General features: G+C 42.0%; 20 protein-coding genes and 2 pseudogenes. 8 read left to right on the top strand and 14 right to left on the bottom strand.

Annotation, left to right across the window (positions count from 1 at the left end; all coding sequences use genetic code 11):
* Positions 1 to 108: 108 nt before the first annotated feature.
* Together PBF_RS11010 and PBF_RS11005 are read right to left on the bottom strand one after the other, a co-directional pair.
* Positions 109 to 654, bottom strand: coding sequence for a GNAT family N-acetyltransferase (locus PBF_RS11010; protein ID WP_035329802.1), 546 nt, complete (start codon positions 652 to 654; stop codon positions 109 to 111).
* Positions 655 to 743: 89 nt separating this feature from the next.
* Entirely contained in the window at positions 744 to 1,169 is a 426-nt protein-coding gene (locus tag PBF_RS11005) for a VOC family protein (protein WP_035329800.1), read from the bottom strand.
* A gap of 182 nt (positions 1,170 to 1,351) precedes the next feature.
* Between PBF_RS11005 and PBF_RS11000 the strand changes: the two genes are divergently transcribed.
* Complete coding sequence (locus PBF_RS11000) at positions 1,352 to 1,576, top strand: hypothetical protein (RefSeq protein ID WP_035329799.1); 225 nt, start codon at positions 1,352 to 1,354, stop codon at positions 1,574 to 1,576.
* 34 nt (positions 1,577 to 1,610) lie between these two features.
* Here the strand turns inward: PBF_RS11000 and PBF_RS10995 are convergent, their stop codons facing one another.
* Entirely contained in the window at positions 1,611 to 2,615 is a 1,005-nt protein-coding gene (locus PBF_RS10995; protein ID WP_081757266.1) for a LysM peptidoglycan-binding domain-containing protein, read from the bottom strand.
* 135 nt (positions 2,616 to 2,750) lie between these two features.
* Between PBF_RS10995 and PBF_RS25150 the strand changes: the two genes are divergently transcribed.
* Entirely contained in the window at positions 2,751 to 3,476 is a 726-nt protein-coding gene (locus PBF_RS25150; RefSeq protein ID WP_235192240.1) for a hypothetical protein, read from the top strand.
* A 114-nt stretch (positions 3,477 to 3,590) separates the two neighbouring features.
* On the opposite strand, the gene PBF_RS10985 is transcribed toward PBF_RS25150, so the two are convergent.
* Entirely contained in the window at positions 3,591 to 4,592 is a 1,002-nt protein-coding gene (locus PBF_RS10985; protein ID WP_035329798.1) for an LLM class flavin-dependent oxidoreductase, read from the bottom strand.
* Between the two features lie 124 nt (positions 4,593 to 4,716).
* Positions 4,717 to 5,670 carry a DMT family transporter gene (locus tag PBF_RS10980; protein ID WP_035329797.1) on the bottom strand — a complete coding sequence of 318 codons (954 nt, stop codon included), beginning with the start codon at positions 5,668 to 5,670 and terminating at the stop codon, positions 4,717 to 4,719.
* 105 nt (positions 5,671 to 5,775) lie between these two features.
* Between PBF_RS10980 and PBF_RS10975 the strand changes: the two genes are divergently transcribed.
* On the top strand, positions 5,776 to 6,654 hold the full coding sequence (locus PBF_RS10975; RefSeq protein WP_035329796.1) for an AraC family transcriptional regulator: 879 nt from the start codon (positions 5,776 to 5,778) through the stop codon (positions 6,652 to 6,654).
* A gap of 10 nt (positions 6,655 to 6,664) precedes the next feature.
* Here PBF_RS10975 and PBF_RS10970 read toward each other — a convergent pair whose 3' ends face one another.
* Positions 6,665 to 7,273, bottom strand: coding sequence for a hypothetical protein (locus PBF_RS10970; RefSeq protein WP_035329795.1), 609 nt, complete (start codon positions 7,271 to 7,273; stop codon positions 6,665 to 6,667).
* Between the two features lie 218 nt (positions 7,274 to 7,491).
* Here PBF_RS10970 and PBF_RS10965 point away from each other — a divergent pair, with 218 nt between their 5' ends.
* Positions 7,492 to 7,968: a DinB family protein gene (locus tag PBF_RS10965; protein ID WP_035329794.1), complete on the top strand. Its 477-nt coding sequence runs from the start codon at positions 7,492 to 7,494 to the stop codon at positions 7,966 to 7,968.
* Between the two features lie 519 nt (positions 7,969 to 8,487).
* Here PBF_RS10965 and PBF_RS10960 read toward each other — a convergent pair.
* From PBF_RS10960 to PBF_RS10945, 4 genes are read right to left on the bottom strand one after another with little or no spacing between them, the layout of a single operon-like run.
* Positions 8,488 to 8,793: a hypothetical protein gene (locus tag PBF_RS10960; protein ID WP_035329793.1), complete on the bottom strand. Its 306-nt coding sequence runs from the start codon at positions 8,791 to 8,793 to the stop codon at positions 8,488 to 8,490.
* A 16-nt stretch (positions 8,794 to 8,809) separates the two neighbouring features.
* A complete protein-coding gene (locus tag PBF_RS10955) occupies positions 8,810 to 10,639 on the bottom strand; it encodes an LTA synthase family protein (RefSeq protein ID WP_035329792.1) in 1,830 nt (609 codons plus the stop codon).
* Entirely contained in the window at positions 10,626 to 12,236 is a 1,611-nt protein-coding gene (locus tag PBF_RS10950) for a GNAT family N-acetyltransferase (RefSeq protein ID WP_035329791.1), read from the bottom strand. Before PBF_RS10950 ends, PBF_RS10955 begins: the two co-directional genes overlap by 14 nt.
* A 3-nt stretch (positions 12,237 to 12,239) precedes the next feature.
* Positions 12,240 to 12,818 carry a glycerol-3-phosphate acyltransferase gene (locus tag PBF_RS10945; RefSeq protein ID WP_035329790.1) on the bottom strand — a complete coding sequence of 193 codons (579 nt, stop codon included), beginning with the start codon at positions 12,816 to 12,818 and terminating at the stop codon, positions 12,240 to 12,242.
* Positions 12,819 to 13,156: 338 nt separating this feature from the next.
* Between PBF_RS10945 and PBF_RS10940 the strand changes: the two genes are divergently transcribed.
* From PBF_RS10940 to PBF_RS26770, 4 genes are all read left to right on the top strand, one after another.
* Positions 13,157 to 13,903, top strand: coding sequence for a metal ABC transporter ATP-binding protein (locus PBF_RS10940; RefSeq protein ID WP_035329789.1), 747 nt, complete (start codon positions 13,157 to 13,159; stop codon positions 13,901 to 13,903).
* Positions 13,903 to 14,760 (top strand): metal ABC transporter permease, encoded by an 858-nt coding sequence (locus PBF_RS10935; protein WP_035329787.1) that lies wholly within the window; start codon positions 13,903 to 13,905, stop codon positions 14,758 to 14,760. Before PBF_RS10940 ends, PBF_RS10935 begins: the two co-directional genes overlap by 1 nt.
* A gap of 275 nt (positions 14,761 to 15,035) precedes the next feature.
* Positions 15,036 to 15,977: a metal ABC transporter substrate-binding protein gene (locus PBF_RS10930; protein ID WP_035329784.1), complete on the top strand. Its 942-nt coding sequence runs from the start codon at positions 15,036 to 15,038 to the stop codon at positions 15,975 to 15,977.
* A 31-nt stretch (positions 15,978 to 16,008) separates the two neighbouring features.
* Positions 16,009 to 16,233 (top strand): metal-dependent transcriptional regulator, encoded by a 225-nt coding sequence (locus PBF_RS26770; RefSeq protein WP_235192239.1) that lies wholly within the window; start codon positions 16,009 to 16,011, stop codon positions 16,231 to 16,233.
* 205 nt (positions 16,234 to 16,438) lie between these two features.
* Here the strand turns inward: PBF_RS26770 and PBF_RS25435 are convergent.
* From PBF_RS25435 to PBF_RS10910, 4 genes and pseudogenes are all read right to left on the bottom strand, one after another.
* A pseudogene (locus PBF_RS25435) lies at positions 16,439 to 16,831 on the bottom strand (MFS transporter); the annotation flags it as partial.
* A pseudogene (locus PBF_RS25430) lies at positions 16,816 to 17,169 on the bottom strand (FGGY-family carbohydrate kinase); the annotation flags it as partial. The pseudogenes PBF_RS25435 and PBF_RS25430, both read right to left, overlap by 16 nt.
* A 222-nt stretch (positions 17,170 to 17,391) precedes the next feature.
* Complete coding sequence (locus PBF_RS10915; RefSeq protein WP_035329781.1) at positions 17,392 to 17,793, bottom strand: hypothetical protein; 402 nt, start codon at positions 17,791 to 17,793, stop codon at positions 17,392 to 17,394.
* Positions 17,794 to 17,896: 103 nt separating this feature from the next.
* Positions 17,897 to 18,619: a GNAT family N-acetyltransferase gene (locus PBF_RS10910; RefSeq protein WP_035329780.1), complete on the bottom strand. Its 723-nt coding sequence runs from the start codon at positions 18,617 to 18,619 to the stop codon at positions 17,897 to 17,899.
* Positions 18,620 to 18,692: the final 73 nt, after the last annotated feature.

Here is an 18,692-nt window from a genome sequence, read left to right as displayed (position 1 = left end):
GTCAACTCTAAACTGGATTCTTATACAAGCAGTGAAGCATAGAGTTTTGGCGACTACGCCGTGTTGTATGCATTAACTCCTTCATATGTTCAATTCTTCCTTTTGAGTTTAATCACTAATCCTTCCCATTAAGAAGGTATTGTAGTAGTTTCCATCCGACAGCTGCTTATCCATTTTTAATACCCCTTCAATTTCAAAGCCATTTTGCTCGTATAGCTTAATCGCTTTCTCATTTGTCTCAAGGACATTTAAGGTAATCTTCTTAATATGATTAAAGTCCGCCCATTGAATAGACTGAGCTAAAAGGTTTTTTCCAATCGCAAAGCCCCAGAATTCCTTGAGCACACATACACCAAATTCCACTTTATGTCTGCTTCGTTTCAGTTCGCTGCCTTCACATCTGGAGAAGCCGGCAATTCTGCCATTCACCTCAGCAACCAGGAATATATTCCGGTCACTAATGGAATCTTTATTCACTAATTCTTTGAAACCTTTTTCATCAATGTATGCTTCACCAGCTTCCCTGTCCATGTTCTCCGTTTCGCCATCAATCTGCACCCTTACTTCAGATAGTTCCTTTGCATCTTCCTCGACAGCCGATCTGATCATATAGTTCAGATTTTTGATTAGGTATTCTTTTGATTTTATAATCACAACAATCCCTCACTCTAGTGAATCATTTCGAAATTCATGATAAAGAGCCAATTCTCTCCTAAAAAAGAATGGCTCTTTCATGCAATTAATTAATGCTCGCCCTCTGTATAGATTTGAAAATGCACTCCGAATTTGTCGATTACACTGCCATATGCCGGACTGAAAAAAGTTTCCTGAAGAGGCATGGTCACTTGCCCGCCCTGCTGTAGTGAATCATAAAATTTCTTCGATTTTTCAGGATCTGATGTTGAAAGACAAATGGTCACCTGATTGCCTAATTGATGATTCTGGCCCGGGAATGTATCGCTAAACATAAGTTCATTCTCCCCAACCTTTACAGTTGCGTGCATAATTCGGTTCTTTGCTTCTTCAGGGAGCGGATATTCAGGGTTATCGGGACCTTCCCCAAATGTTTGCTTATACAAAACCTCGGCTTCCAGCGCTTCTCTGTAAAATTCAATTGCTTCATTCGCATTTCCGTCCATCACCAAATAAGGAATCACTCTTACTGTCATTTAAATCAGCTCCCAAATATTTTCATTTTTCTTAACATTCGTTGCAAGCTTATTATACTATCGGGAACAAATGTTCGCAATGTTTTTTTTGAAAAACCGGTCTATTTTTATCCCTAAGTCTATATTTTATAGAAATGGTGCAGGAACTTGTACCACAATCCATAGACAAAGGTGAGATGAAAATGTTTACGGTGTATTATCTTGATGGGAAAAATGTATTATTAAATCAGCTTCGCAAAAGTGTTCCAAATGAAGGAGCAGAGGTCAAAATCAAGGGACGCAAAGGCATAGTAACCAGTGTAACATCATTAGAGAAAAATAAAATTCATGTACAGGTAGAGCTGGAAAGTGTAAACAAAGCGAAGCTTGCAGCAGACGATGAGAAAAAGAAAAAGAAGAAGCGATGAGAAAAACCCGCACCTTGTCTGCGGGTTTTTCCTATTAATGAAAGGTTGCTCTGATCTCCTGCATTTTTTTCCTGACCAGAGGATAAAAGTTATTCTTAGCATTTGCAGTTGAATTCCCGCCAAAAAATTCAGTGCCGGGGCAGGTTTTTACGGCATGCCCATGGCTGTTATCCAGCACCCTCTCACCTGAGTTTATATCCCACCAATGGTGATAGGTAATGCTGTCAATGGATGGCGCCAGGCCATATTTCAGCATCAGGAGAGCTGTGACAGTCACGATCGTTTCTTTTTGTTCGGCAGTCATTTGATTGGAGTCAAAATCACCGAGATTCTCGATCGCTATCGCATCCGCTTCGATCTTGTGCATCGCTTTTTTATTCTGCAGGCCGAATGATCCTTCAGGGGCCACATCGAACGGCCTTCCCACTGCCACTTTTCCATCCGGGAAAGTGGTCAGCTGCTGGCTGATCATTCTCCATTTCATGCCGCTTACATGATACTCCTCCATCCCCTTCATGATCGCAAAATGATTTGTGCCGTTGAACTGTTTGTATGATGGCTGATAAGTGTGATGCTGCTGAACTTTTGCCACTTTCCTCGTAAATTTCTGATTGAAAATCCAATCCCGGAATTCCTCTCTTGTCATGAGGACAAACTTTCCATCCATGGCTAATTCCTTTGGAATAATTTTTATTTTTTGCCCAGCATTTATAGTATTGGAGGATAGTCCATTTGCTGTCATAATTATCGGTACACTTGAATCAAATTTTTCCGCCAGCTTCCAGAGAGTATCTCCGGGTGCCACTTTGTACATGATCGGGACACGAAGCTTTTGCCCGACAAAAAGCCTGTCTGACTGCAGGCCGTTAAACAGTTTTAAGTCCGCGGCTGTTGATCCATATTTTTTTGCAATCAATGTCAGGGTATCCCCCTGCTTTACATCATAAATATTGCGGGGATTGTTTTCGGCATGTGCACTGCTCCAATTCAATTGCCAGAACACTGCGAAACTGAGGAAAAGAAAAATGCATTTTTTCATACTCAAAGTCCTTTCCATTCGATTTTTATTATTTTTGTATAACTAAAGAAAATTATCCTCATTTTTTGGCATGATAAAGAAATCTGCAGGGTATTTTCTATAGCAGAATAAAAGAAATGTAAGGTGTGGATCAGCATGAAAAGTCAATACTTCTCAGAAATCTGTGTACCGATTCAAACTCCATATGGATTTAATCCAGCAGAAAAAGAACAATTTGATTTTACCTTCGACCGCAAAGACCGCTTTATTGATTACCGGATTGAAAAAGATGGGAAGAATTATAATATCAGCCTTGATGACAATGGGCAGTGGTATTTTTTCACTTCATTCGTATGTAATTCACTTGATGAGCTTAAGCTTTCCAGACAGATTTACAGGCCGCCCTATTTGGAAAATGAGGAATTGCGTTTAGTGGATTTAATGGAGAATGCTGATATCCGGCCTCTATATGAAGGTCATGACAAAGCATACGGTCATGCACTTGCACTTACTGATAATCTGTCATCTGTCCCCGTATTCCGGCAGGCAAGGCTTGCTAATTATGATGGCTCTGATGACCCAACAATAATAAAAAAGATCCATTACATTCAAAATGAATACAAAGGAGAGGTCACCCGGTTTATTTCCGGATTTGAAACCCGTTCTTTTGCAACCTATACAGAAAATGAATACTATGCAAGGGAAATTCATCTGCCGAATAATGCAAGAACATATCTGAAGCTGTTTGTTTACTTTTCCAGATATGGCACTCTTCCGTCACAGCAGATGATGCCGCGGTTCCTGGCGAATCTGTGGGCGTCTGCACAGAGCCTTAATACGGCAGCCAATCCCGCACTCTACAAACAGGAAACCATAGATTAGTGCAGGAATTTTCATTTTTCGCCATTAAAAGCCATCATACGACCGCCGGATGCAAGAAAAGTCTAATCCTGCGCTTTCCCGAGAAATATGAAAAGCGGGGAATAATTTCCCCGCTCATTTGCCGTCTGTAATTTCTTTCAATAGTTCATAGGAACGTTTTTGTTTTACTTCATCATAAATATAAGAAACCGCCATGATTTCGTCCACATTGTACATGCTCTGGAACTGCTCCAGCTGCCCTTTGACTGTTTCTTTGCTGCCCATCAGGGTGACGCTTGACATCCCCTCTGCCGCTTCCTTCTCCATTGGGTTCCAGATAGAGTCCAGGTCCTCGACCGGAGGGCTCAATTTCATGGAAGTCCCTCTGACCACATTCAGGAAAAACTGTTTCATCGTAGTTGACAGGAATTCAGCTTCCTCGTCCGTTTCTGCAGCAATAACATTTAGGCAGATCATCATATATGGTTTATCCAGATACTGCGAAGGCTTAAAGTTGGCACGGTAGATCCGGATGGCGTCCTCCATCCACCTTGGAGCAAAGTGTGAAGCAAACACATATGGAAGCCCCAGCTCAGCAGCCAAATACGCTGAATCTGTCGAAGAACCAAGAATATAAATGGGAATGTTCGTTTCAACCCCCGGGTGCGCTTTTACATAGCTCTGCTCCTCTAAAGGACCAAAGTATGTCAGCAGCTGCTTCACATCCTCAGGAAATGTATAAACAGAATCATTTTTTGAACGGCGAAGCGCATTAGCGGTCATCATATCTGTTCCAGGTGCCCTTCCAAGGCCCAAATCCACCCGATCCGGATAAATGGTCGCCATCGTGCCGAATTGCTCGGCAACCACTAATGGTGCATGGTTCGGCAGCATTATTCCGCCGGAGCCTATGCGGATCGTTTTAGTATGTTCCAATGCATGTTTTATTAAAATAGCCGTGGCAGAACTGACGAGTGTCGGGGTATTATGATGCTCCGCTATCCAATAGCGTTTGTAGCCCATCTCCTCTGTTGCCTGAGCCAGATCAACAAGATCCTCGATAGCCTGCCTGCTGTCTTTCCCCTCCCGTATCGGAGCAAGGTTTAAAACAGAAACAGGAATTTGTATATTGGTCATTTTATAATCTCCTTCATGAAGAATTGATTTTATTTTAACAACCGAAATAAATTTAGGAAAATATAATGCTTAGTGTGAGCAAAATTAATAAGAAAAAAACAGCCCCCGCGAAAGGGACTGGCTCTCAGCTTACTCTTAATGGTTCTTCATTTTCAGCAGAAACACTGGTTTTTTCCGGTTTTTTCTTATTCAAGGCCAGCAGCAGAATCATGCCAAAGATACAGGCAGTACCCGCCCACTGGAACATGCCGAATGGTTCGTTCAGCCAGATAACCGTAGTAAATACGGCGGCAAGCGGCTCGAGGCTGCTTAAAAGACTGGTTTCTGTTGGAGACAGCGTTTGGAGACTTTCAATATAGAACCAGAATGCAAGCATTGTTCCAAAAATAATAACAAAGACCAAATAAAGGTAAGCTTCAGCCGTTAAGCTGCCAAACTCCATTTTCCATGGGGGATGGACGAAACTCAATGCAGATCCGCCAATGACCATTGCCCATCCAACCACGACAAGTGAATCATACTCCTTCAGCAGCGGAATGGCATACAAAGTATAAAAAGCGAGTGCCACACCAGATAGAACTCCCCACACAATTGCAGGTGCCGGTACGGATAACTGAGAAATGGAACCGTTAGTCAATAGAAAGAAGCACCCTGCTAATGCAAGGGATACTGTTACAAAATCCTGTCTGGAAAACACCGTTTGTCTCCGTAAAACCAGGTAAATAATTATCATAGCCGGTGCCAGATATTGAAGCAGTGTGGCAACAGCCGCATTGCCATGATGGATCGATGCCATATAGGTGTACTGCACGGCTAGCATTCCAGCGAGGCCAAAGATCAAGAGCATGATGGCTGCCCTGTTATTCTTCCAGACCCCAAATACCTGTGAGCGATCTTTCAGCAAAAACTGAACAGCCAAAAGAAGAACACCCGCGATCAGAAGCCGGGCTGTGACAAGCCAATCAACAGAGATTCCAAATTCCTGAAAAAGCTTTTGGGCAACTGTTCCGCCAACTCCCCAGAATGATGCTCCAAAAATTACGAGCAATAAACCCGTACTCCTTGAACGTCCTTTCATGTTCGATTCCACCTTAAATATAATAATAGTGTTATAATAAACCAAATTCTGTGATAAAAATAGCTGGATAAAATAAAAAAGTATAACAATATTGAGGTGGCTTTTTTGCAGATTAAAGATTTTAAAGTGGATGAAAGCCTGAAGGAATTGACGAGCCACAGGACGGTGGTGATGCCTGTCGCCTGCTACGAAACGAAGATTGCAGATAATATCCAAGGCAAAATCCCTTTGCATTGGCATGAAGAAATTCAATTTATCCTGACACTTAAAGGCGAAGCCATGGTTCAAGTAAATGAGGAGAAATTTGCGATGAAAGAAGGAGACTGCCTTTTCATCAATAGCGGGTGCCTTCATTCAGCCGAAGATATCAGCGGAGATTGCGTTTACATATGCTTAAATGTCTCCCCTCATTTTCTGCTTCCCCAGGAACTATACAGCAGCTATATTTCTCCGTATATTTCAGCAACAAATCTTCCATACATCATTTTGGACGTACGTGAGGAATGGGGGAAAAATATTTCAGACAGCATCCTGGATGTCAGGAAATTAATTCATGAGAATTCACCATTTTATGAGATTGATATAGCCCGTCTGCTCACATTCATTTGGCAGCAGTTAATCAGGAACGGATTCCAGCTGGAATACAGCCAGACTGAGGTTGAAAAACACATGCGGATGAAAGAAATGCTGAATTGGATCCATGAGCATTATGCTGAAAAAGTCACCCTAAAATGTATTGCCAAAGCCGGCAGACTGAGCAATTCTGAATGCTGCCGATACTTTAAAAAGATTCTAAGAACCACACCCATTAATTACCTGATTCAGCACCGCCTGCAAAAAAGCCTTCCCCTGCTTCAGGAGCCGGGCTCGAATGTAACTGAGGTTGCGTATAAAGTTGGCTTCAACAGCAGCAGTTATTTTATTGAAAAATTCCGCAAAGCGATGAATATGACACCATTAGCTTATAAAAAGAATCGGAATTGACTGCAGCACATTAGGAAATTGCCATTGATTGTCCACACTGTTCCTGGTCATGAGATGAAATAAATGTGTTCATTTCTATATTCCGGCTGTCTATATTCTGAAAATAATCTTTCAGGTTACCCTGAAAATCAACATGGAAATCTTCCATTTCCAGAAACTCATGCGGTATAACCAGCGCGGGAGGTTTAGTAAAATGGACAATCTGGCACTTCTGTAAGACAGTAGCTACAAATTGAGAGCAGAAAAAAGCATTGTCTCTTGAAAGTGGTTTATTAAACATAATCGCAAATAGCCCAAGCAGATTATAGCCGTAATGTTGTTTTTCTGATTCTATCTTATTTATGAAAGCTTTAAGCTTGTTGTGCTGTTCTTCTGTAACAGAACAGCTAATGACTGTACATCTTGAGCTGCTAAAATGTTCTCCTCGGATATTTTCTTGAACAAAACCGCCGATAAATGGGTTTTTCGCCGTTTTTCTGCCAAAACTGTAAACTTCTTTTAACTCAGGATCAAGGGAGATAGAAGCATGATTATACGGCTTTTTTGTGTAAAGTTTAATAAGCCGGGTAAATAATGTTCCGGTATCCGTAAGGAGTATATAGATTTTTTGATTAGACATAACGTATCTCCTTATCAAAAATATGATTATATTTTTATAATAAAGAAGCACGGTCTTTAGATTAAGAAGCCTGCGCTGTATATGCTTATAGGACTTGAGACTTAAGGTTAATAATTTTCATTCATGGCTCTTTTAGATAATAATAAATATAGATGTAGGAAAATGAAGTGAATCCCTAGAAGTTTATCCAATGAGTATGATTATGGAGGGTGAGAATTTTGGAACAGAAAATTTTTGATCATATGGAGACAGTGCGGGGCATTACTGAAAAATCGATTCAACGGATTCCTGAAGATATGGCTGATATCATACCGGAAGGGTTTAACAATAGTATCCGCTGGAACTTCGGGCATATTGCATTTGTTCAGGAAAAGCTTGTCTTTGGAATATCGGGTGAAACAATGAACGTCCCGATGAACTATGAAAGGTTATTTGGCGCTGGAACTAAGCCTGCCGATTGGAATGAGCCACCGCCTTCCTTCAAAGAAATTGCATTTGTCCTAACCGAACAAAAGCCCAGAATAAAGACTTTTCTTCATGGGCGTATGGATCAAAAACTTCCAAGTCCCTTCACAAACCGCGGTGGCATAACCTTCTATACAGCCGGGGAGGCTTTTTTATTCGGCTTTTATCATGAAGCGCTGCACATGGAAACGATTAAACAGATTTATCGTTCTATTTTAAATAAAGGCTGAATTGTTCAAAAAAGTACAGCCTTTCATACTCCTGTCTGTTGTTTACAAAAGCTTCCAGTTCGGACTGTGTCTGTCTATTTCCCGGCTTTCTGTGTCCGAAGTTACTCCGGATACTGACTCAAATTAACGGTTCCCCGCTTGCTGTGTCGTATGTTGACCCGGGTTCTGACTCAGGACACGGGAATCTCGCCTTTTGTGTCCGAAGTTGCTCCGGGTTCTGACTCAGAACTCGGGATTTCCGCTTTCTGTGTCCGATGTTGCACCGGGTTCTGACTCAAATCAACGGTTCTCAGCTTGCTGTGTCCGAAGTTGACCCCTGTTCTGACTCAAATCAACGATTCCCCGCTTGCTGTGTCCGAAGTTGCACCGGGTTCTGACTCAAACGATTCCCCGCTTGCTGTGTCCGATGTTCCCCCGGTTCAGACTCTGACTTGCTCTTTCCGCTTTCTATGTTTGGCCAAAGACCAAATTGCTACTAGAAAAAGATAAAAGGCATGCCCTACAGGACATACCTCAATCTCATTCCGGCATATTCAATCTCGGAAAAAAGTTATAAACCATAAAAACACCGAATAAACCAAAGAATAATGCACCGAAAATTGACCCCTCCACCAGGGCTGCAATTCCGAATGCGGTAGCAATCAAACCAACCCAAGCGGCAAATGAGGAAATGGCGTAATGATAAATTCCGCCGATAAATGCCAGCGTCCTGCCCAGGAACTGTCCTTCGCTGCCTGCTCTCTTAACTTCGATAAGCGTTAAAATAAAGCTCCAAAGCAGCAGCAAAGGTATCCCCCATAAGAATATAAACCCGAATACTTCCATGCTTCTCCTCCAAATTTTACTCCATAAACCGCATTAAATCCCCATGTACAATATCATCAGAGAACCCAAGCTCTTTTCTGGAGATATCCATTAAAGGTTCACAGCCAGTAATATCCGCTTCTTCTTCCGATTTACTATTGAAGCATTTACCGGATTTGTACAAATAGTCTTTCGCTATGAAACTTCCATCACGGAAGGTAACGGGGTGATGGGGATCCCTTGTAAACAGGTTCTGCCCAAAGCTGAAATTATCATCAGCACTTATGCCGAGCAAATGAAGAATGGTTGCCCTGATATCGATTTCCCCGCCAAGGTTCGAGAACGTTTTGCCCTCCACCCCCGGCACATGGATAATCAGCGGCACACTCTGCAGCTGCATGCGGTTCACAATCGTATCTTCCTGGCCCAGCAGCTCAAGCACGCCATGCTCATATTTGTCCGAGATGCCATAATGGTCGCCGTACAATACGAACATCGTATTTTCATAGAGTCCGCTCTTTTTTAAGTCCTGGAAGAAGGTTTTTATGGCTTCATCCTGGTATCTGACGGTTGTGACATAGCGATTGACCACCATTTCACTCGTTTTGGCCTCAGGGATAAACTGATCTTCCTCCTCCAGCAAAAACGGGAAATGGTTTGTTAATGTGATAAACCTTGCATAGAATGGCTTTTGCAATTCTTCCAGATGCTGAATGGATTGCTTGAAAAATGGGATATCCTTAATCCCGTAGTTCACAGAATTCTCATCCGTAACCAGATAATCAGCTTTTGAAAAATACCGATTATACCCTAAAGAATCATACATGGCCTCCCGATTCCAGAAAGAGGCGTCATTCCCATGGAAAACGGCTGCGTAATAGTCCTTCTCAGCTAATATATGCGGCAGGCTCCGATAAGCGTTTTCCGTTTTTCGGACAAATGCCGAGCCGCTGGACAACGGATAAAGGCCTGTATCAACCATGAATTCAGAGTCCGATGTTTTGCCCTGTGCGGTCTGATCATAGACCCGGCTGAAATAAAAGCTGTTTTCAATCAGTGAATTCAGGAAAGGCGTTATTTCCTGGCCGTTCACCTTCTGGTTGATCACAAAATTCTGTGTGGACTCCATACTGATCAGAACGACATTCATTCCTTTTGCGGCACCAAAATAATCCGATGGCTTATCTTCATGGGATTGGACATACTCAGCAGAAGCCTCAGCATCAGTTGCACTGGCAAAAGCGCGGTTGAGCGGGTTTGCTGCAGCGATGCCAATATCATAAAGATGATACTGATACAAGCCGATATGCTTTACAAGCTGCTGTCGATTATAAGATTCCGAAAATAAATGAGGCACCTTCACCATGCCGAGGGTGATGGTTATCAGAACAAACATCAGACTGATAGCACCATAGATTCTTTTTGATTTATTTGTAACGTGCTCACCTGCTGATTTCCTTTTTAAATAGAAAATCCAGAAAATAACCAGATCAGCCAATAACAGAAGATCCCACGGACTGATCAATTCAAAAGTACTCGGTCCAATCCCTCCGACATTTTTAAACTGAAAAAGGATCGGAACGGTAACAAAATCGGTATAGAAACGATAATAAAGAAGGTCCCCAAAAAGAATGCCGGTCAGTACTGCCATCACTGCAAAAATAGCTCCCGGTTTGGCCTTTCGCTTAAAATAATAAGGAATTCCGAGAATGACCATAATGGCCCCAATCGGGCTTAATAGCATAAATAAAATATCAGTCCAGTTCTCCGGGTGCAAATTGAATCCGATAAAGGATACAGCAGCCGTCTTGATCCAGAAAAGTATGACAGCAGCCCAAATAGGTGGAAGCTTATTAAATAACTTCATAATCATACCGCTTTTCATATTGTTTTTCGAAAATACGTGCCATCATTTCGATAGAAAGCATGACCTTCTTTTCTTCCTGCGCACCCATCAGAGCCACCTGAACCCAATTTCTATCAAGCAGATACCCGCTTTCATAGCTTAGAAGAATTCCTTTCTGTTTGCATAAGTCGCCAAATTCCCTGCTCGAAATGCCCTCCGGCAAATTGACAGTAAGGATGCCCGGCGAATAACCTTCCCCGCCCAGAACGAAAAAACCCTTTTCCGCAAGCATTCCCCTTACTTTTAAGGACAATCGTTTTATTTTCTCAAAATCTATCAGCTTTATACTCTCTTTTAAGGCGTTGACCAAATTGGAAGAATGGGTGTATGGGATGCTTTCATTGTCCTCATACATCTTTAAATCCAGATATCTTGGAACACTGCTGTTACCTTTAATTCTGTCTCTATGAAACACGATCGCAAGACCCGGGTACGAGCCAAATCCTTTTCCGCTCACGGACGATGCCATATGAATATTCTTAAGGTTTAGCGGAACGATCCCTGCTGTACTGCATGCATCAACGCAAAGCTCTGCACCATGATTTGCACACAGCTCCTGAATTGCGCTGATATCAAATAAATACCCGGTTGAGGTTTCACAATGGACAGTCCATACCCATTTTATAGAAGGATTTTCTGCCAGCATGTATGCTATTTCCTCATGCAGGATCGGTTCATTCCAGGGTTTTTCAATCGTCTGAAAAGATAACTGAAATCTTCTGGCATGATCAATGAGACGATAGCCAAATTCACCATTGGCCAGGATCAGCCCATTCCCCTCCATGCTTTTCAGCTGGGCAGCCACAAGGTCGTTGGAAAGGGTTCCCGTCCCGACAATAACTTGCGCATAGGAGGCACCTGTCATCCTGCATAATTGAGAACGCAGCTCTTTCAAGCCGTTGATAAAATCATCATTGCGATGAGATACGGCTTCTATGGCAAAAGCGTTTTTCACATTCTCATGAATAGGGACTGGCCCCGGCAAAAAAGAATGCTGCCCGGCGGGTGCTGAATTTCTGGCCATTAAGCGTTCAAAGGCTTTCGTTGAGCGTTCGAAATTCTTTTTTGTCAGATACATGGGCTGAAACTGGGCTCCTTCCTCTCCTGTCAGAGGACCAAAAGGCAGAAACCCCATCCTCTTATACAATTTCAGCTGTCTGACCGTACCAGATATCAGCGCCATCGTGTAATTTTTTTCGAGGCAATGCTCTACAAGCTTTTCACAAAGCTGATAAAAAACACGGGTGCTGCGATACTCTTTTTTGACTGACAGCAAGCGAATTTCACAAAATTTACCCTTATCAGGCAAATAGTCTTCGAGATTAGGAAGTTTGTAATCAAGCGAAAATGGCCTTTTCGCACGAATGGCTATCATTCCAGCTACTTCCCCGCCAGCCTTGGCAATAACATATGTATTTTCTTCATGAAATCTATCAATTAAATGCTGATCTTCATTTTGTTTATGCTGAGGAATTTCTTCCACAAATGTCTGATAGTTCAGCTGATGAATTTGGTCAAATTCATCAGGTTCGGCTGCGATTTTACAGATAATATTCATAGTTTACCTCCTATGTTTAGGCATGATGAAGTTTGTGTGGGAAATTAGGACGATGATAAGCATCAGCAGCAGGCCAGGCGCAATAATGAATGAATCCCCAATCACAGAGGCTGTTATGGGAATTGAAGCCATCGAGATAAAACCCGATAATGTATACTTCCGAAAAGATGCAAACATGATTCCCATTGTTATGGCCATGATTGCTATCGTTAGGGGCTCCAGATACAAGGCAGAAGCCAGATAGACAACCACTCCTTTTCCGCCATGTAACCCCAGTTGAATTGGAAAAAGATGGCCTAAGAGCACGCAAACAGCGCTAAGAATAAATACACCATCACCTTCAAACAAGAGTCCAGCTGCATATAAAGCTCCCCATGTCTTTCCCGCATCAACTGCTATGGTCAGAAAAAAACCAGTCTTCCCGAATGCTCTTCCGGCATTGGTAGCCCCTGCATTCCCGCTCCCTATATACCTTATATCCTCTTTAGCCAAATATTTAACCACATAATAAGCTCCAGTTATGCTGCCCAATGCGTAAGAAAAGGCCATAACGATCAGAGCGGACCAGACATCTTCGATCATAAAACCTATCCCGCCTTCTACTAATTAAACGATCAAAAAGGGTAAAAAGTTTCATATATTTACAAATTTACAATCTAATTTTTCCGTTACTCACCTAATTTTACCATTAAACAAGTTGAATGCCAGAGCCTTATATCATAATTCAGCTATTTTAATGCCAACAATAAACTTTCAGTAAAAATAATTTTTTTGTGTTGACATTGTTTATCATTCGCATATAATTTGCATTAAGGCAAAACTTTTTAATAAGTCCATTAATCTTGTCCACGTGAATTTAAATTGTATAAAAACAATTAATTTGAATCCATTTAAACTTGGAAAATAAAGGAGGATAAAAAATGAAGGATCCAGCTATCTCCATACAGGATTTGCATGTCTCCTATTTTGGAAATGAAGCGGTCACGGGGGTCAGCCTATCGGTGAATACCGGGAATCTGGTGGGCATTATCGGCCCGAATGGCGCAGGCAAATCAACCTTCCTAAAAGCCATGCTGAATCTCATACCAAAGGATAAAGGTGCAGTAAAGGTGCTGGGAAAACCCATCACTGAAGTGCGCAAAAGCATAGCCTATGTCCCGCAGCGGAATGACATAGACTGGGATTTTCCAATCACGGTGCTTGATGCGGTTCTTATCGGGACCTACCCTCATTTAAAACTGTTCCGCCGTCCAAAGAAGAAGGATAAAGAATGGGCCATGGAATGCCTTCAGCGAGTCGGCATGCAGGAATTCAGCAAAAGACAGATTGGTGAACTGTCAGGCGGCCAGCAGCAGAGAGTTTTTCTGGCGAGAGCCCTTGCCCAGAAAGCGGATCTGTTTTTCCTGGATGAACCGTTTGTCGGGGTTGATGTATCGAGTGAGGAAACGATTGTGAACATTCTGAAGGAGCTGTGCAGACAGGGAAAAACGGTGATTGTCGTACATCATGACTTAAGTAAGGCCAACGATTATTTCAATCAGTTAATCCTGTTAAATAAGGAATTGATCAGCTTCGGAACTGTTGAAGAAGTGTTTAAACCGGAAGTAATCTCCAAAGCCTACCAGGGGCAATTTGCTTTTATGAATGAGATTGGGGTGTCATTATAATGGCTTTTATTGAAGCGGTCATGCAATATGGTTTTCTGCAAAAAGCGTTATTAACCTCGGTTATGGTAGGAATTATCTGCGGAGTCATTGGGTGCTTTATCATCCTGAGAGGAATGGCTCTTATGGGAGATGCCATTTCACATGCAGTACTTCCCGGTATCGCCATTTCGTATATGCTGGGTGTTAATTTCTTCTTTGGGGCCGTGATCAGCGGTGTAATCACGGCGATTGCTATCGGCTTTGTATCGCAAAACAGCCGGATTAAGCATGATACCTCAATTGGCATTATGTTTACAGCTGCATTTGCTTCAGGAATCATTATTATTACGATGCTAAAAAGCAGTACTGATTTGTACCATATTCTATTTGGAAATGTTCTTGCAGTAAGATCATCCGATATGTGGATCACATTGGGCATCAGCCTGATTGTATTAGCGGCTGTATACCTCTTTTACAAAGAATTATTGGTCACCTCTTTTGATCCGACCATGGGAGCAGCTTACGGACTGCCAGTTCGTTTCATTCATTATTTCCTAATGACTCTCTTGACGATGGTAACCGTTGCATCCCTCCAGACAGTAGGAATTGTGCTCGTGGTGGCCATGCTGATCACCCCTGCAGCGGCAGCTTATCTCTTAACCGAGCGGCTGTGGATGATGATTTTCCTTGCCTCTGGCATTGGGGTGATTTCATCCATCGTTGGACTTTACTTCAGCTTCACCTACAACTTAGCTTCAGGAGCAACGATCGTCATTTCATCCACCGCTATTTTCATTCTCGTTTTCTTATTCTCCCCTAAGCATGGGCTGATATGGAAAACGCTGAAAGTAAAGAAAAAGAGAGCTTCATTAGTGTGATAAAGTGAAACTTCAATCAGTGGGGTTATCCTTATCCCCCACTGATTGTTAGTCGCGTTCTAGTGTCGCTAAGATCTCCGCTAGCGCTTCGATCAATCGACACTACGAACCCGATTGGTTCAACTAAGCCTCTGCCTGCGCGTCGGCAAGTTTCACTGTATCTCACCAATTGGCAGTTTGACCACCGCTTATCCTCCTTTAATTCCTCTGAGTCTTGAAGTGGGGGTCTTACTGCCCGTTAGACTGCGATAAAAAAATCTGAGGAGGTTTTCCCAATGTTAAAAAAAGGCTTTCTTTTATTAGCTGCATCCCTTCTTTCTGTGTTATTCCTGTCAGCCTGCAGCAGCGGAAAGAGCACTTCATCTGATAATGACGGAAAAATCCAGGTTGTCACTACGTATTCGATTGTTTATGACATTGTGAAAAATGTAGGCGGGGATTTGGTTCAGATTCATAGCCTGGCACCCATCGGCTCCAATCCCCACGAATATGACCCCCTCCCTGAGGATGTGCAAAAAACAACGGATGCAGACGCTGTATTTTATAACGGCCTGAATCTCGAAGCCGGCAACTCATGGTTCAACAAGCTGATGGAAACGGCCGGAAAAGACGGTGAAGATGCGCCGGTCTTCCTGATGAGCAAAGGCGTTGAGGCCATGCACTTAACCACAAAGGGTAAAGAAAGTGAAGAAGATCCCCATGCATGGCTCGACATTCGAAACGGGATCAAATACGCGGAAAATGCCAGAGATGGACTCATCAAAGCTGATCCAGACAACAAAGAGGTTTACGAAAAAAACGCGGAAGAATATATTACAAAGCTTCAAAAGCTGCATGATGAAGCTGTGGCACGATTTAACGAAATCCCGGAATCTGAACGGGTTCTCGTAACAAGTGAAGGTGCTTTTAAATATTTCAGCGAAGCCTACGGATTCCAGGCAGAATACATCTGGGAAATCAACCAGGAAAACCAGGGAACACCAGAACAAATTACAAGAATTGTAGATATCATTAATGAAAAAGGCATTACAGGACTATTCCTCGAAACCAGCATAGACGCAAGAAGCATGGAAGCTGTATCGGATGAAACCAATGTCCCGATCATGGGAAAAGTGTTTACAGACTCTCTGGCAAAGCCGGGTGAAGACGGCGATACGTACATCTCGATGATGGAATGGAATATAAAAACCATTAAAGAAGGCTTGACGAAGCAATAAATCACACGATTCCAGCAAGCAGGTGAAACATGTGATCCCCATTCGTATAAAGAGATATATTCTGGAAATTTATATCTTACAGGAAGCACATGGCTATGCAGCCATTTCCGGCATCGCCAAGGCAGTGAAGGTCACCGCCTCGGCTGCCTCTAAAATGGCCGGAAAACTTAAAGAGGACGGTTACATTTACTTTCAGCCCTATGGAACCATTACTCTGACAAAACATGGAGCAGAAATGGGCAAAAAGCTATTCTAGGATCATCAGTTCTTAATGGAGTTCTATCAAATAATTGGGGTTGAAGAGAAACAGATCCCGCAGAAAGTTAGAGATGTGGAAATGTATCTTGGATCTGAAGTTATTTTTAAAATTAAGAGCTTTATAGCAGAAAATAAGAAAAACGCTTGAGGTGTTTATTGAACACATTCAAGCGTTTTTTTGTCCTGATTGGGAGTACAATCCATCAGGCTGTTTTTTTCCATATGTTCTCCATGTTCTCAAGGGTCTTCCCTTTCGTTTTCAGGCACGAACTTCCAAACAAAAATGGCTGAAAGAACACTCATCAGTCCATAGAAGCCGTAAGTTAAGCCGCCGCTGAATTCCATCATCATCGGTTAAGTCGATGAAATAAAATAGTTTGCGGCCCATTGCGCTGCTACAGCTACCGCAACTGCCTGTCCGCGGATTTTGTTCGGGTAAATTTCCGAGATCAATCCCCAGCAGATCGGCCCCCATGACATCATGAAAGACGATGTGTAAACGATAATAAAAATTAATGTACCCATGCCAATTATATGGAAAAAGCCATTCCAGCAACACCAAACATCCCAATCGCCATGCCAATGGAACCTGTGATTTTAATGAAAAGGTAATTCCTTCAATGACCAATCGTACAAAGTCGTTTCGATTATGTGAAGAGTCCATGCCGATAAAGCTTCCCAGAATCTGCGAATCTGAATGTGGCGTTCGCTCACCAGCTAGATAGGGCGTAAACAAAAGACCGGTCGATCCAATCGGAACCTCACTTATTTCAGCCAGCAGGGAGTCAAATGATTCCTTTTCTGCAAACGTATTTTTAAACCACCTCAAACTATGTCCTGCTGCCAGGGTTACAACCATTGTGTAATGGGCATTCTCTTCACCATGATTAATTTGTTCTTCATAGGATAAAGAATTACTGGATTCGATTATGGAAGTTGCCGAGAAACGTTCCTTAAGATTTAACCAGCAAAACCTAAATATTACATTTGCAGATTTATCGATCTAATCCACAGCACTTGGAGCTTCAGCTTATGCAACAGAGAACTTTCTGAACTCGGATCTGCAGGGAAACTTGAATAAATAGACTGCCTGATCGGCCTTTATTGCAGATTAACGAAAAAGAAAAAGAATGTCCCGGATGTGTTCGGAACATTTTTATGGCCTATATCCATAAGCAAACGAAAATAAAATCAGAAAAAACATAAACAGCAATGCAGATGGAATCAAACTAATAAGAATAAGAATTTTAGCCTTCCTGCTCTGTGTTTTGGTAAACCACTTAACATAAATGAAAACCAGGATCGCTGCAAGCGGAAGGAACAGATAATTTGTGATTGTGTCAACCCATCCTGAGTTCTGGTCCCAATAAGCATCAGGCACTGGGGATATTCCTTCGAATTCCTTATCAATCCTGTTTTTTACCGTAATAAAATAATAGGAAACCACAATATAGTAAGCTACAATGACACATTTTACCCACCAGACAATATACTTGCTGGAAACGACAATGATAATGATAAGCAGCAGTGTAATGAAAAAGCCCGTGTATTGTTCCATTTTGAAAAACCCCCTCAAAAACGTTCTTTCTATTTACAACTTCTCTATTTTTAACACCTTGACTTGTGCCGGGAAGGATCCTGTTTTCATAAATCATTCTTGATTATCCCGAAAAAGTATACACTAAGGAAATAACAGAATTGCTATCCTGTGTACATCCATTCGCTTCCATTATTTTTCTCATTGCAGCATTATCAGCGCGGGTTGCCCCAAGATATTTTTCAGCTTTAAAATCATACTGCAACCTATGAAGCCCTATTAAATGCAGGTTCTTACCATACCCTTTACCCTTAAAATCAGGGTGGATGCCGATCCAAAACATCCTTCCTTCCCGGTCACGGTCAGGTTCCAAATGAGGAAAAACGGCTCCAGCCGGTTCAGAATTAACAGTATAAACGGTAAACATTTTATCAGCCTGTTCTGGGAGTTCTGCCTCAATGCTCTTTAAAAAGTTTGCAGTTTGCTCATTACTAAAATTCATAACTTCAGATAAAAAAGCAATGGAACTTTTGTTAAGAAGCGGCCAAACTTCATAAGGATGGACTTTTTCATTTTCATATTCTGCAAACGACTTTTTAAAAATAACTCTCTCACCAATCACTTTCATTTTTCCTCGGGTGAGCATTAATTTATCCAGGATTCCTTGAGAGCACTGAAGCTTCACTTTTTCAATTCTGCTTTCATCCAGGGTAAGAAGCCTATTTATTAAATAATCTGCTTTATTGGGACTTATTTGTTCCTCCTGAAAGATTTCCAATATTATCTCCGAATCACCTTTTATACTGTGAACACCTTCCGCTTTTAGTTCTTTTATTAGTTCATCCATAGTAATCACCTCCATTTAACCGATAAAGAAAATGGCCATTGAAAAATTCCATGGCCATTTGATCTTCATTCAT

The organism is Cytobacillus firmus DS1 (assembly GCF_000565285.1).
In the GTDB taxonomy this organism is placed as follows: domain Bacteria; phylum Bacillota; class Bacilli; order Bacillales; family Cytobacillaceae; genus Cytobacillus; species Cytobacillus firmus_A.
The sequence above is the reverse complement of the archived record's forward strand: the minus strand, read 5'-3'. Positions and strand labels throughout refer to the sequence as shown.